Origin of the sequence: Pseudomonas sp. (genome assembly GCF_017744435.1) — a bacterium.
Lineage (GTDB): Bacteria > Pseudomonadota > Gammaproteobacteria > Pseudomonadales > Pseudomonadaceae > Aquipseudomonas.
The window spans coordinates 63,932-76,361 of record NZ_JAGIBG010000028.1; the positions used below are offsets into that span (position 1 = coordinate 63,932).

Consider the following 12,430-nt stretch of genomic DNA (forward strand, 5'->3'; position numbering starts at 1 on the left):
GGTGCGTCAGCACTCCCACTCGACACGGCTGAACAGGTAACCCTTGCCCCACACGGTCTTGATCTTGCGCGCCTCGCCGGCACTGTCGTCGAACTTGCGGCGCAGCTTGGAAATGGCCACGTCCACCGAGCGGTCGGTGCCGTTGAACTCGATGCCGCGCAATTGCTGGAGAATGCGGTCGCGGCTGAGCACCACACCGGCATTGCGGGCCAGCACCACCAGCAGGTTGTATTCACCGCTGGACAATTCCACTTCCTCGCCGCGCCAACTGACCAGGCGTTCGGCCAGGTCGATGCGCAGGCCACCGATGAGGATCTGGTGGTGGTCCAGCCGTGGCTCGTTGACGCTGCTGCGGCGCAGCAAGGTACGCACGCGGGCCAGCAAAACCCGTGGCTCGCAGGGTTTGGTCACGTAGTCGTCGGCGCCCATCTCCAGGCCCAGCACCTGGTCGTGGCTGTCGTCGCGGGCGGTCAGCATCAGGATCGGCAGGCTTTGTGATTCCTGACGCAGCAGGCGGCACAGTTGCAGGCCATCGATGCCGGGGAGCATCAGGTCGAGAATCACCAGGTCGGGGTTGTCTTGCCGGAAGGCGTCCAGCACGTGGTCGCCACGGGCAATCACCCGGACATGGAAATCGTTGCGTTGCAGGTAGCTGGCGATCAGCTCGGACAGCGCACTGTCATCTTCGACCAGGAGAATGTTGGGCATAGGGCTTACAGGAAGTCATGGGGATATCTTCGCCGGCCTCTTCGCGGGTAAACCCGCTCCCACAGGTACGGCACAGGATTCAGACCTTGTGCGGTCCCTGTGGGAGCGGGTTTACCCGCGAAGAGGTCGGCACAGGTTCATGCAGAATATAGAAACCTACAAACCGGTAGGACTGTTCTTAACACTTTTTCACACAGGTCCTACAGGTGTTAACAGCCGTCCGAGGAACGGTTGCCTTAGGATATGCACGGTCATCATCGGAAGATCCGCATGCCTATTACCCTCCCCCCGCGCCTGCGCCCCCTGGCGCTCGTGGCGCTGCTTGCCCTGCCCCTGGCCGGTTGCGACGACGCGGCCGAGCAGGACGAACAACAACCCACACCGCAAGTGCGGGTAGAAACCCTGCAACTGCAGCCCCTGGCCATCAGCACCGAGCTGAGCGGGCGCATCCTCGCCCCGCGCACGGCAGAAGTGCGCGCGCGCGTCGCTGGCGTGGTGCTCAAGCGGGTGTACCGCGAAGGCAGCGATGTCAAACAGGGCGATGTGCTGTTCCTCATCGACCCGGCGCCGTTCAAGGCCGACCACGACAGCGCCCGTGCGACCCTGGCCAAGGCCGAGGCCACGCTGTACCAGGCGCGCCTGCAAGAGCAGCGCTACCGCCAGCTGGTCGACGACAAGGCGGTCAGCCGCCAGGAATACGACAACGCCCGCGCCGCCTTCCTCCAGGCCGACGCGGCGGTTGCCGAAGCCAAGGCGGCGCTGGAGCGCGCCCGCCTGAACCTGGGTTACGCCACGGTCACCGCGCCGATCTCCGGGCGCATCGGCCGCGCCCTGGTCACCGAAGGTGCCCTGGTCGGCCAGAGCGAGACCACGCCGCTGGCGACCATCCAGCAACTGGACCCGATCCACGCCGACGTCACCCAGTCGACCCGCGAGCTCAACGCCCTGCGTCGGGCCTTGCGCGCCGGTGAGCTGCAGCAGGCCGGCGATGGCCAGGCCCGCGCCACCCTGATCCAGGACGATGGCAGCGCCTACCCTTTGCCAGGCAAGCTGCTGTTCTCCGACATCAGCGTCGACCCGAGCACCAACCAGATCACCCTGCGCAGTGAATTCCCCAACCCGGACCTCGACCTGCTGCCGGGCAGCTACGTGCGCGTGCGCCTGGAGCAAGCGGTGCAGCCCAAGGGCCTGAGCGTGCCGCAGCGCGCCATCCTGCGTGACAGCGCCGGTGTGCCGAAGGTGCTGGTGGTCGACGCGCAGTCGCGCATCAGCGAACGCCAGGTGGTGCTGGGCAACGCCCAGGGTGATCGCTGGCGGGTCACCGAGGGCCTGGCGCCCGGTGAGCGGGTGGTGGTCGAAGGCCTGCAGCACGTCAAGGCGGGCGACCAGGTCCAGGTTGACGCCGACGCCCAGTCCATCGTCCAGCACACCGGCCAGTGAGGGCCTGACCCATGCCGCAGTTCTTCATCGACCGCCCGATCTTCGCCTGGGTGGTCGCGTTGTTCATCCTGCTTGCCGGCGCCCTGGCCATCCCCCAGCTGCCGGTGGCGCAGTACCCCAACGTGGCGCCACCGCAGGTGGAAATCTACGCCGTGTACCCGGGCGCCTCGGCGGCGACCCTGGACGAAAGCGTAGTCAGCCTGATCGAGCAGGAGCTCAACGGCGCCGACAACCTGCTGTACTTCTCGTCGCAGAGCAGCTTGGGCAGCGCCACCATTACTGCCACCTTCGAGCCCGGCACCCACCCCGACCTGGCCCAGGTCGATGTGCAGAACCGCCTCAAGGTGGTCGAGTCGCGCCTGCCGCGCCCGGTGACCCAGCAAGGCCTGCAGGTGGAGAAGGTGTCCACCGGTTTCCTGCTGCTCGGCACCCTCACTTCGGAGGACGGCAGCCTCGATGAAACCGCACTGTCCGACATCCTCGCGCGCAACGTGATGAACGAAATCCGCCGCCTCAAGGGCGTCGGCAAGGCGCAGTTGTACGGTTCCGAGCGCGCCATGCGCATCTGGATCGACCCGCAAAAGCTGATCGGTTTCAACCTCACGCCCAACGACGTGGCTGAAGCCATTGCCGGGCAGAACGCCCAGGTCGCCCCCGGCAGCATCGGCGACCTGCCCGCCCGCGGCACCCAGGAAATTACTGCCAACGTGGTGGTCAGGGGTCAGCTGAGTACGCCCGAGGAGTTCGCCGCCATCGTCCTGCGAGCCAATCCGGATGGTTCCAGTGTCACCGTCGGCGATGTCGCCCGGGTCGAGATCGGCGCCCAGGAGTACCAGTACGGCACCCGCCTGAACGGCAAACCGGCCACCGCTTTCAGCGTGCAGCTGGCGCCGGGCGCCAACGCCATGGAAACCGCCACCCTGGTGCGGGCGAAGATGAAAGAGCTGTCGCGTTACTTCCCCGAAGGGGTCAAGTACGACATCCCCTATGACACCTCGCCGTTCGTCAAAGTGTCGATCCAGCAGGTCATCAACACCCTGTTCGAAGCCATGCTGCTGGTATTCGCGGTGATGTTCCTGTTCCTGCAGAACCTGCGCTATACGCTGATTCCGACCCTGGTGGTGCCGGTGGCGCTGATGGGCACCTTCGCCGTGATGCTGGCCATGGGCTTCTCGGTCAACGTGCTGACCCTGTTCGGCATGGTGCTGGCCATCGGCATCCTGGTCGATGACGCCATCGTGGTGGTGGAGAACGTCGAGCGGATCATGGCTGAGGAAGGCCTGCCGCCGAGGGAGGCCACGCGCAAGGCCATGGGCCAGATCAGCGGCGCCATCGTCGGCATCACCCTGGTGCTGGTGGCGGTGTTCCTGCCGATGGCCTTCATGAAAGGCTCGGTGGGGGTGATCTACCAGCAGTTCTCGCTGTCGATGGCGGTGTCGATCCTGTTCTCGGCCTTCCTCGCCCTGAGCCTGACCCCGGCCCTGTGCGCCACCTTGCTCAAACCGCTGGCCAAGGGCGAACACCATGAGCGCAAAGGCTTCTTCGGCTGGTTCAACCGCCGGTTCGAAAGCATGAGCAACGGTTATCAGCGCTGGGTGCTGCAAGCGCTCAAGCGCAGTGGCCGCTACCTGTTGCTGTATGGCGTGCTGCTGGCCGTGCTGGGTTATGGTTTCAGCCAGCTGCCCACGGCATTCCTGCCCACCGAAGACCAGGGCTACACCATTACCGATATCCAGCTGCCGCCGGGCGCCAGCCGCATGCGCACCGAGCAGGTTGCCGCACAGATCGAGGCGCACAACAGCGACGAGCCGGGCGTGGGCAACACTACGCTGATCCTCGGTTTCAGCTTCTCGGGCAGTGGCCAGAACGCCGCGCTGGCCTTCACCACGCTCAAGGACTGGTCCGAACGTGGCGCCGATGACAGTGCCCAGTCGATCGCCGACCGGGCAACCTTGGCCTTTACCCAGCTCAAGGACGCCGTGGCCTACTCGGTGCTGCCACCGCCGATCGACGGCCTGGGCGAATCGACCGGATTTGAGTTCCGCCTGCAGGACCGCGGCGGCATGGGCCATGAGGCGCTGATGGCTGCCCGTGACGAACTGCTGGCCGGTGCACACAAGAGCAAGGTGCTGGCCAACGTACGCGAGTCATCGCTGGCCGAAAGCCCGCAGGTGCAGCTGGAAATCGACCGCCGCCAGGCCAACGCCCTGGGCGTGTCGTTCGCCGACATCGGCTCGGTGCTGGACGTGGCCGTCGGCTCCAGCTACGTCAACGACTTCCCCAACCAGGGCCGCATGCAGCGGGTGGTGGTGCAGGCCGAGGGTGACCAGCGCAGCCAGGTGGAAGACTTGCTGAAGATCCACGTGCGCAACAACAGCGGCAAGATGGTGCCCCTGGGCGCGTTCGTCCAGGCCAAATGGGTCAGCGGCCCGGTGCAGCTGACCCGCTACAACGGTTACCCGGCGGTGGCGATTTCCGGTGAACCGGCTGCGGGCTACAGCTCGGGCGAAGCCATGGCCGAGATCGAGCGCCTGGTCGCCCAGCTGCCGGCCGGTGCCGGCCTTGAGTGGACCGGCCTGTCGCTGCAGGAACGCCTGTCCGGCAGCCAGGCCCCGCTGCTGATGGCGTTGTCGTTGCTGGTGGTGTTCCTGTGCCTGGCGGCACTGTACGAAAGCTGGTCGATCCCCACTGCCGTGCTGCTGGTGGTACCGCTCGGCGTGCTCGGCGCAGTGCTGGCGGTGACCCTGCGCGGCATGCCCAACGACGTGTTCTTCAAGGTCGGCCTGATCACCCTGATCGGCCTGTCGGCGAAGAACGCCATCCTGATCATCGAGTTCGCCAAGCACCTGGTCGACCAGGGCGTGGACGCCGCAGACGCTGCCGTACAGGCCGCCCGCCTGCGCCTGCGGCCGATCGTCATGACCTCGCTGGCGTTCATCCTTGGCGTGGTGCCGCTGGCCATTGCCACCGGCGCCAGCTCGGCGAGCCAGCAGGCGATCGGTACCGGGGTGATCGGCGGGATGCTCAGCGCCACCCTGGCCGTGGTGTTCGTGCCGGTGTTCTTCGTGGTGGTGATGCGCCTGGCCGGACGCGGCCGAACCAAGGCCGATCAGACGCAGGCCAGCGAAGCCTGACTGGACAAGCCGGGCGTTGAATGAGAGGGTTCCGGGCATTGACTGCCCGGAACCCTTTTTCATGCCTGACACCCTGCCCGCCTGCTCCGTTCTGATCCTTGCCGGTGGTCGCGGCCAGCGCATGGGCGGGCGTGACAAAGGCCTGCTGGAATGGCGCGGCGAGCCCTTGGTCGCGCATATCCACCGCATCGTACGGCCGCTCACTGATGACCTGGTGATTTCCTGCAACCGCAATCAGCAGACGTATGCCGTGTATGCCGACCAACTGGTGGGCGATGCCGAGGTGGACTTCCCCGGGCCGCTGGCCGGGGTGATTGCCGGGTTGAAGGAGGCGAAGCATGACTGGGTGGTGGTGCTGGCCTGTGATGCGCCGCTGGTTGACCGGGATCTGCTCGATGCGCTGCGGCAACTGGCGGTGACCAGCGGCAGTGCCGCAATGGTGCGCCAGGGCGGCTATTGGCAGCCGATGTTCAGTGTCTTGCCGCGCACGGTGCTGCCAGTGCTGGAGCAGGCCTGGGCGGCGGGTGAGCGGAGTTTGCAGAAGGCTTTGTTGCGGGAGGCGGTGCGGGGGATTGAATGTGCCGATGATGATCGCAGGTTGAGTAACTTCAATAGTCCGGAGTTGCTGCAAGGCTGAATTCTGTTTCGCCTGTTCCGGCCTCTTCGCGGGCACGCCCGCTCCCACAGGATCTGCGCATTATTCGAGGTATGCACTGTACCTGTGGGAGCGGGCGTGCCCGCGAAGAGGCCGGAACAGGCGAAACATCAACCCGCAGTCAGCTCCTCGATACTGATCTCGCGCATCCTGAACTTCTGCACCTTGCCGGTGACCGTCATCGGGAACTGGTCGACGAAACGGAAATACCGCGGCACCTTGAAGTGCGCGATCCGCGCCTTCGCCCATTCGCGCAGTTCATCGGCGCTCGCGTTGTGCCCCGGATGCAAACGCACCCAGGCGACGATCTCTTCGCCATACTTGCTGCACGGCACGCCGATCACCTGCACGTCGGCCACCGCCGGGTGGGTGAAGAAGAACTCTTCCAGCTCCCGCGGGTAGATGTTCTCGCCGCCGCGAATGATCATGTCCTTGCTGCGCCCGACAATGCGCACGTAGCCCTGCTCGTCCATCACCGCCAGGTCACCGGTGTGCATCCAGCCCTCTTCATCGATGCTTTCGTCGGTGGCCTTGGGGTTGTTCCAGTAGCCCAGCATCACACTGTAGCCACGGGTGCACAGCTCGCCGATCTCGCCACGTGGCACGGTGGCGCCGTCGGCGTCGATCACCTTGCTCTCCAGCCGCGGCTGGGTGCGGCCAACGCTGGTCACCCGGCGCTCCAGGTCATCGTCGGGGCCGGTTTGCAGCGACACCGGGCTGGTCTCGGTCATGCCGTAGGCGATCTGCACCTCGGCCATGTGCATCTCGCCGATCACCCGGCGCATCACCTCGATCGGGCAGGTAGCGCCGGCCATGATCCCGGTGCGCAGGCTCGACAGGTCGAAGTCGCCGCGTTGCGGGTGGTCCAGTTCGGCGATGAACATGGTCGGCACGCCATACAGTGCCGTGGCCTTTTCCTCGGCCACGGCGCGCAGGGTCGCCAGTGGGTCGAAGGCATCATTGGGGTAGATCAGCGTGCTGCCGTGGGTCATGCAGCCGAGGTTGGCCATGACCATGCCGAAGCAGTGGTACAGCGGCACCGGTACGACCAGCCGGTCGTGTTCGGTCAGGCCCAGGCTTTCGCCAACCATGTAGCCGTTGTTGAGGATGTTGCTGTGGCTGAGCGTGGCGCCCTTGGGGAAGCCGGTGGTGCCGGAGGTGTACTGGATGTTGATCGGGTCGTCGCAGCGCAGTTGCGCCTGGCGCTCGGCCAGGGTCTCACGGCTGACGGACTCGGCACGGGCCTGCAGGTCGTGCCAGGCAAGGAAGCCAGGTGGCGGAGCAGCGGCCAGGCTGACGACCCCGCGCAGCTCGGGGAAGCGCTCGCAGACCAGGGCGCCGGGCTGGCCGGCCGCCAGCCCCGGGATCAGGCCCAGCAGCATGGCGTGGTAATCGGAGGTCTTGAAGGCGTCGGCGCAGATCACCCAGCGGCAACCGGACTGGCCGAGGGCGTAGTCCAGCTCGCTGGAGCGGTAGGCCGGGTTGATATTGACCAGGATCGCACCGACCTTGGCGCTGGCGAACTGAGTGATGATCCACTCGGCGCAATTGGGCGCCCAGATCCCCAGGCGGTCGCCGGGTTGCACGCCCAGGGCCATGAGTGCGCGGGCGTGCTGGTCTACGGCCTCGGCCAGCTGCTGCCAGGTGTAGCGCAGGGTCTGGTGGCGGACCACCAGCGCTTCGCGGTCGGGGAAGCGGGCGACGGTGGTGTCGAAGGCGTCGCCGATGCATTGGGTAAGCAGGGATTTGTCCTGACTGCCCTGGGAATAGCTTGGCTGGGGCATGGGCGCTCTCTTGTTGTTCTTGTGTTGTCTGAACCGGCCTCTTCGCGGGCAAGCCCGCTCCTACAGGGGGTAGTCGATCTCCTGGAGGAGCGGGCTTGCCCGCGAAGAGGTCAACACCGATCTAACGGATGAACACCTGCGGCGTGGTGGTGGACATGTCACCGCCCGGCAGCTTGATATTCTTCACCTTCTCCAGGGTGTCCGGGTTGAACACCGCCAGGTCGTTGAAGGTGCCGCCCAGGTACAACTTGTCGCCCTTCTTGTCGAAGGTCACGCAGTAATAGGTGTGCTCCAGATTAGCCGCCTTGATCAGCTTGCGCTGCTTGATGTCGTACTTGGCCAGGCGGTTGAGCACGCCGTAGATCTGGTTCGGATCCTTCGGCGAGCGCAGGCCGGTGAAGTAGATCTCGGTCAGGTCGGCGAATTCCTGGGTATGGGCCTTGCCGGTCTTGAGGTCGATGCTCAGGTAGCCATACAGCGGCTGCGCCTCGTTCGGGTCCTGCTTGGCGTCCTTGAACTTGGCGATGGTGTAGAGCATCGAGAACTCGTGGCGCGGGCTCTGGTGCGGCCAGAAGTACAGCACGTCCGGGGCGCTGTAGCCTTTACGGTTCCAGGTGCGCAGCGGCAAGGCCACGGTGTAGTTGCCGGTCTTCACGTCCATCTTGTAGATGTCCGGCCCGACGAAGAACAGGCTGCCATCATCGGCGGCGCGCATCAGGTAGACCTGGCGCGGCATCGGGAAGGTGCGCACCGGCTTGGCTTCCAGGCCATCGGCTGTCTTGTACACCTCCAGGCGCGGTGGCTTGACCACGTAGTGGTCGTTCAGGCGCTGGGTCGGGTTGACCGTCGCGTACACCTCCTTGCCATCCGGGCTCAGGGCGAACGAGTACATCGACATGCCGGTTTCGCCGGGCACGCTGGACAGGTTGGCGTGGAAGGTGGTCTTGCAGGTGTCCAGGTCGATGCCGTAGATGTCGGCATAGTGGTTGTTGAGCACGTAGGCGGTGCGGTTGTCCGGCGCCATCAGCGCGGTGCCGGGGCCGAACTTGTCGGGCATCTGGCAGCTCTTGAACAGCGTGTCGCTGGCCACGTCGATGACGTGCAGGTTGTTCGGGTAGTTGGTGGTGATCAGGTATTCCTGGCCAGCCTTGAGGGCCGGCCCGGCATCATCGGCCTGTGCCGCCCAGGCGCAGGCCGTGGCGGCGATGGTCAGCGCGAGTTGCGCGCAGCGTCCAGCTTTCATGCGGTTTCCCCTTGTCATTCTTGTTGGGCCGGTCACTTGTCTTTCGGGAACACGGTGCCGAGGTTGCGCCAGTCTTCCTGGGAGTTGTTCGCCTGGGCGTTCCAGTCCTGGTAGGTGCTCATCATGTCCGGCACCTGGGCCGGCCACCAGCAAGGGTCGGAACAGCCATAGAGGTCGGCTTCCATCGGCTGGCACAGCGAGCTGACGCCGCCAAAGGCGTCCACTTCCCAGCCTGGGTCGGTGGTGGCGGTGCAGCCAGCCACCGCGCTCATGGCCATGACTTCTTCGACGCGGTCTTCGGCGGCGGCCTGCTCGAGGATGCGCGCCTTGTTGTTCAGGGGCTTCAAGTGCTTCATGTCAGTGCGCCTTCCGCGGGGTGATGTAGCGGTCGATGAAGGCCGGGTTGGCGGCCATGATGCGGCTGTAGACTTCGATGCCGAAGTCGACCCAATCGCGCATCAACTCGCAGTAGTGGTAGGTCGGGTGCTGCGGGTCGCCGTAGCGGGCGTAGCTCTCGTGGTAGCAGCCGCCAGAGCACAGGTTGCGAATGCGGCAGCTGTCGCAGCCGGTGTTGCTGCGGTCCAGGCGCTGCGACAGGAAGTCGTTGAGCTGCGCCTGCTTCACGCCCTGGTGCACGTTGCCGAAGGTCGGCAGGCTGGAGCCGGTGAAGCGGTGGCACAGGTTCAGCTCGCCCTCGTGGTCCACGGCCAGCATCTTCAGCCCGGCACCGCAAGGCAGGGCCTTCTTGTGGCCTTCGTGGATGTCGGTGATCAGCTGGTGCAGGTTGGAGAAGCCAATGTTGCGGTGCTCCAGCGCCGCTTCCAGGTACTTGCGACCCAGCGCCTTCATGTTGGCGAACACCTGCACCAGCTCTTCGCCGGTGAGGTTGAAGTCGGCCATGTCGCCGGAGGTGACCGGGGCAAAGCCGACTTCGGCGAAGCCCATTTCATTGAACAGGTGGTTCCAGATGGTCTCGACGTCGGTGATGCCACGGGTCAGCGTCACCCGCGCGCCCACCGGGCGGCTGGTATAGCGCGACAGCAGCAGGTCGGCCTTGCGCCGCACCACGTCATAAGTGCCCTGCCCGCCCACGGTGATACGGTTGCGGTCGTGCACGGTCTTCGGGCCGTCGATGCTGATCGACAGGCCGAAGCGGTGGGCGTTGAGCCAGTCGATGATCTCTTCGGTGAGCAGGGTCGCGTTGGTGGTCATGATGAATTCCACCTGCTTGCCGGCTTCGGCGAAGCGCCGCTCGCAGTAGGCGACCATGTGCTCGATCAGCGGCCGGTTGGACAGCGGCTCGCCGCCGAAGAACACCACGCTGTAGCGTTCCTCGTTGGGCGATTCCTTGAGCAGCATCTCCACCGAGGCTTCGGCGGTGGCGGTGCTCATCTTCTTGCCGGCGGACGGTTTGTCCAGGTCTTCCTTGTAGCAGTAGGTGCAGCTGAGGTTGCAGCCGGTGTTGACGTTGAGCACCACGGTGTTCAGCGCCGTGCGCTCGACCTGCTTGAGGGCGATTTCCGGGGTCAGCGGCGAACCGTCGCTGACCAGCTCCAGCGCGATCAGCTCGCGCAGGGTGTCCTGGATATCGTCGCCGGCAAACTGCTGGCCAAGGCGCTGCATCAGCTCCTCGGCCGAGCAGCCTTGTTGGCGCAGGGTGTCGATGATGCCGCCGGTCACCGCGTCGGCGGTGAACAGCGAACTGCTGGGGATATGGAACAGCATGCGGTCGGCATCGACCTGCACTTCGTGCAGGTTGCGTTCGACCAGGTTCAGTAGCGCGCCCATGGCGACCTCCCGATAATCGATCCGTTGGAAAAACCGTTGTGCCCTGCCCTTACGGCAGCGGCGGGTTGTTCCAGCGTTGCACCGCGACGATCATGTGGCCCTCGCCCTTCTGGCCGCCATCGGCCAGCGTAGCGATGACCTTCAGGTTACCGGCGTTGTTGGTGCCCATCTTGCGCGCCGGGTTAGGGCCTGCGCCGCCGGGCACGAACACGCCGTCGGGCTGCATCTGCCCGGCGAACTTGACGTCCTCGTCCTCGCCGGCACGCTCGTTGAACGGTTCGACCGCCCAGGTGGCTGGCAGGTAACCGATACGCAATGGCTGGCCATTGGCGTCCTTACCCCAGGCTTCGGCTTCGAAACGGCCCTGGACCTTGGGCACCGAGGCACCGTTCTCGCCGATACGGGCGATGGAGAACGCCGGCACCACCTTCACTTCCTCGACTTTGTCGTAGACCGCCAGGTTGACGCCCTTGAGCTCACCCACCGCCACGTCGCGCTGGCCAGGCTTGGCATCGGCCGCAGCGCGGGCCTTCACCCGCACCAGGGTCGGGGTCTGTTCCAGCACCTCGGTCACCTCCACGCCAGCCCCCAGATCAGGCTTGCCGGCCAGGTCGGTGCCAACCAGGGTGATCTCGCTCTCGCCACCGGCCTTGATAAACGCCGGCTGCACCGCCAGCAGGCGGGCCTTGCCTGCTTTTGCAGCGGTGAAGTCCAGGCCGCGCTCATCGTGATCGGCCTCGAACATGCGGCCTTTCATCTCGCCGTCCAGCGCAGCGAAGACCTGGCGCAGGTTGCTGTCGCCGACCTTGACGTTGCCGCGCCACTCATAGCCGTTGTAGAGCATCGCCGAGCCACTGCCGTTGAACGGCGTGCCGTCGGCGTAGCTGCCTTTGACCTCGACCTTGAAGGTGTCGCCCTGGTCGGCAACTACCGTCATCACCCCACGCACATCACCCTTGGCCAGCATGTGGCCGCTGAACGCCCATTGCCCCGGCAGCGCGTCGGCGGTCGGCTTGGCCTTCTGCCAGGCGGCCCAGGCCGGGCTGTCCAGCGGGAAGCGCTTGGCCAGGTCCGGTACCACTTGCTTGAGGGCGATTTCCAGCCAGTCGCGGTCACGCGCCTGGGCCTGGTATTCGAGGGACGGCCACTGGCCGAGGTGGAAGTTGATCAGGTGTTCCCATTCCTGCGCCGGGCGTCGCTGCAGGGCGACACGGGCACCGGAGTGGCAGCGGCCACAGGTTTCGCTGAGCTGGGTGTCGAAGTGTTCGACGGTGTTGAGCCGACGTTCCATGGCGTAGCGCACGCCATCGGTCTCGCTCGGCGCCAGGCCCTGCTTGTCGGCCAGGTACTTGACCAGGGTACGACGGTCGTCGTCGCTGATCTGCAGGCCATGCATGACCTGCATGCGGGCGATGCTCATCAGCCAGCCTTCCGGGGTCTTGCGCTGGTGGCTGATGCGGCTGTAGGTATCGTTGCCCTCGGGGATATGGCACCCCATGCACTTGTTCTGCAACAGGCTCGGGCCCTGCTCGGCCGCCATGGCCTGGGTGCCCAGCAGTGCGGCGGCGACCAGCGCCAGTTTGCCCGCATGCCGCCGGAGTCGAGTCGTCTTCAAGGTCAGACCTCCACGGTTGTTGTTCTTATCGTTCTTGCATGCCTTGGTACAGCCGGTGTGCAT

General features: G+C 65.4%; 9 protein-coding genes. 3 read left to right on the plus strand and 6 right to left on the minus strand.

What is annotated here, in order from left to right; translation table 11 throughout:
- Positions 1-6 precede the first annotated feature (6 nt).
- Positions 7-708 (minus strand): response regulator transcription factor, encoded by a 702-nt coding sequence (locus J7573_RS18355; RefSeq protein WP_294338357.1) that lies wholly within the window; start codon positions 706-708, stop codon positions 7-9.
- Positions 709-978: 270 nt separating this feature from the next.
- On the opposite strand from J7573_RS18355, the gene J7573_RS18360 reads away from it, so the two are divergent.
- The 3 genes from J7573_RS18360 to mobA all read left to right on the plus strand — a co-directional run bounded on the left by J7573_RS18360 (position 979) and on the right by mobA (position 5,919).
- Positions 979-2,148 (plus strand): efflux RND transporter periplasmic adaptor subunit, encoded by a 1,170-nt coding sequence (locus J7573_RS18360; RefSeq protein WP_294338359.1) that lies wholly within the window; start codon positions 979-981, stop codon positions 2,146-2,148.
- An 11-nt stretch (positions 2,149-2,159) separates the two neighbouring features.
- Positions 2,160-5,282 (plus strand): efflux RND transporter permease subunit, encoded by a 3,123-nt coding sequence (locus tag J7573_RS18365; RefSeq protein ID WP_294338362.1) that lies wholly within the window; start codon positions 2,160-2,162, stop codon positions 5,280-5,282.
- Positions 5,283-5,343: 61 nt separating this feature from the next.
- Positions 5,344-5,919, plus strand: a complete 576-nt coding sequence (gene mobA / locus J7573_RS18370; RefSeq protein WP_294338365.1) for a molybdenum cofactor guanylyltransferase MobA — start codon at positions 5,344-5,346, stop codon at positions 5,917-5,919.
- A 128-nt stretch (positions 5,920-6,047) separates the two neighbouring features.
- Here mobA and J7573_RS18375 read toward each other — a convergent pair whose 3' ends face one another.
- From J7573_RS18375 to peaA, 5 genes are all read right to left on the minus strand, one after another.
- The gene (locus J7573_RS18375) at positions 6,048-7,721 is read right to left on the minus strand and encodes a fatty acid CoA ligase family protein (protein ID WP_294338369.1); all 1,674 of its coding nucleotides are present in this window, start codon (positions 7,719-7,721) and stop codon (positions 6,048-6,050) included.
- A 121-nt stretch (positions 7,722-7,842) separates the two neighbouring features.
- On the minus strand, positions 7,843-8,964 hold the full coding sequence (gene peaD, locus J7573_RS18380; protein WP_294338371.1) for a quinohemoprotein amine dehydrogenase subunit beta: 1,122 nt from the start codon (positions 8,962-8,964) through the stop codon (positions 7,843-7,845).
- 32 nt (positions 8,965-8,996) lie between these two features.
- Positions 8,997-9,320 carry a quinohemoprotein amine dehydrogenase subunit gamma gene (qhpC, locus tag J7573_RS18385; protein ID WP_027916687.1) on the minus strand — a complete coding sequence of 108 codons (324 nt, stop codon included), beginning with the start codon at positions 9,318-9,320 and terminating at the stop codon, positions 8,997-8,999.
- Position 9,321: 1 nt separating this feature from the next.
- Positions 9,322-10,752, minus strand: coding sequence for a quinohemoprotein amine dehydrogenase maturation protein (gene peaB, locus J7573_RS18390; RefSeq protein WP_294338378.1), 1,431 nt, complete (start codon positions 10,750-10,752; stop codon positions 9,322-9,324).
- 49 nt (positions 10,753-10,801) lie between these two features.
- Positions 10,802-12,367: a quinohemoprotein amine dehydrogenase subunit alpha gene (gene peaA / locus J7573_RS18395; RefSeq protein ID WP_294338381.1), complete on the minus strand. Its 1,566-nt coding sequence runs from the start codon at positions 12,365-12,367 to the stop codon at positions 10,802-10,804.
- Positions 12,368-12,430: the final 63 nt, after the last annotated feature.

Coding starts and splice junctions, on each gene's coding strand:
- J7573_RS18365 (WP_294338362.1), top strand. CDS start 2,160: ATGCCGCAGTTCTTCATCGACCGCCCGATCTTCGCCTGGGTGGTCGCG.
- J7573_RS18360 (WP_294338359.1), top strand. CDS start 979: ATGCCTATTACCCTCCCCCCGCGCCTGCGCCCCCTGGCGCTCGTGGCG.
- qhpC (WP_027916687.1), bottom strand. CDS start 9,320: ATGAAGCACTTGAAGCCCCTGAACAACAAGGCGCGCATCCTCGAGCAG.
- J7573_RS18355 (WP_294338357.1), bottom strand. CDS start 708: ATGCCCAACATTCTCCTGGTCGAAGATGACAGTGCGCTGTCCGAGCTG.
- peaB (WP_294338378.1), bottom strand. CDS start 10,752: ATGGGCGCGCTACTGAACCTGGTCGAACGCAACCTGCACGAAGTGCAG.
- peaD (WP_294338371.1), bottom strand. CDS start 8,964: ATGAAAGCTGGACGCTGCGCGCAACTCGCGCTGACCATCGCCGCCACG.
- mobA (WP_294338365.1), top strand. CDS start 5,344: ATGCCTGACACCCTGCCCGCCTGCTCCGTTCTGATCCTTGCCGGTGGT.
- J7573_RS18375 (WP_294338369.1), bottom strand. CDS start 7,721: ATGCCCCAGCCAAGCTATTCCCAGGGCAGTCAGGACAAATCCCTGCTT.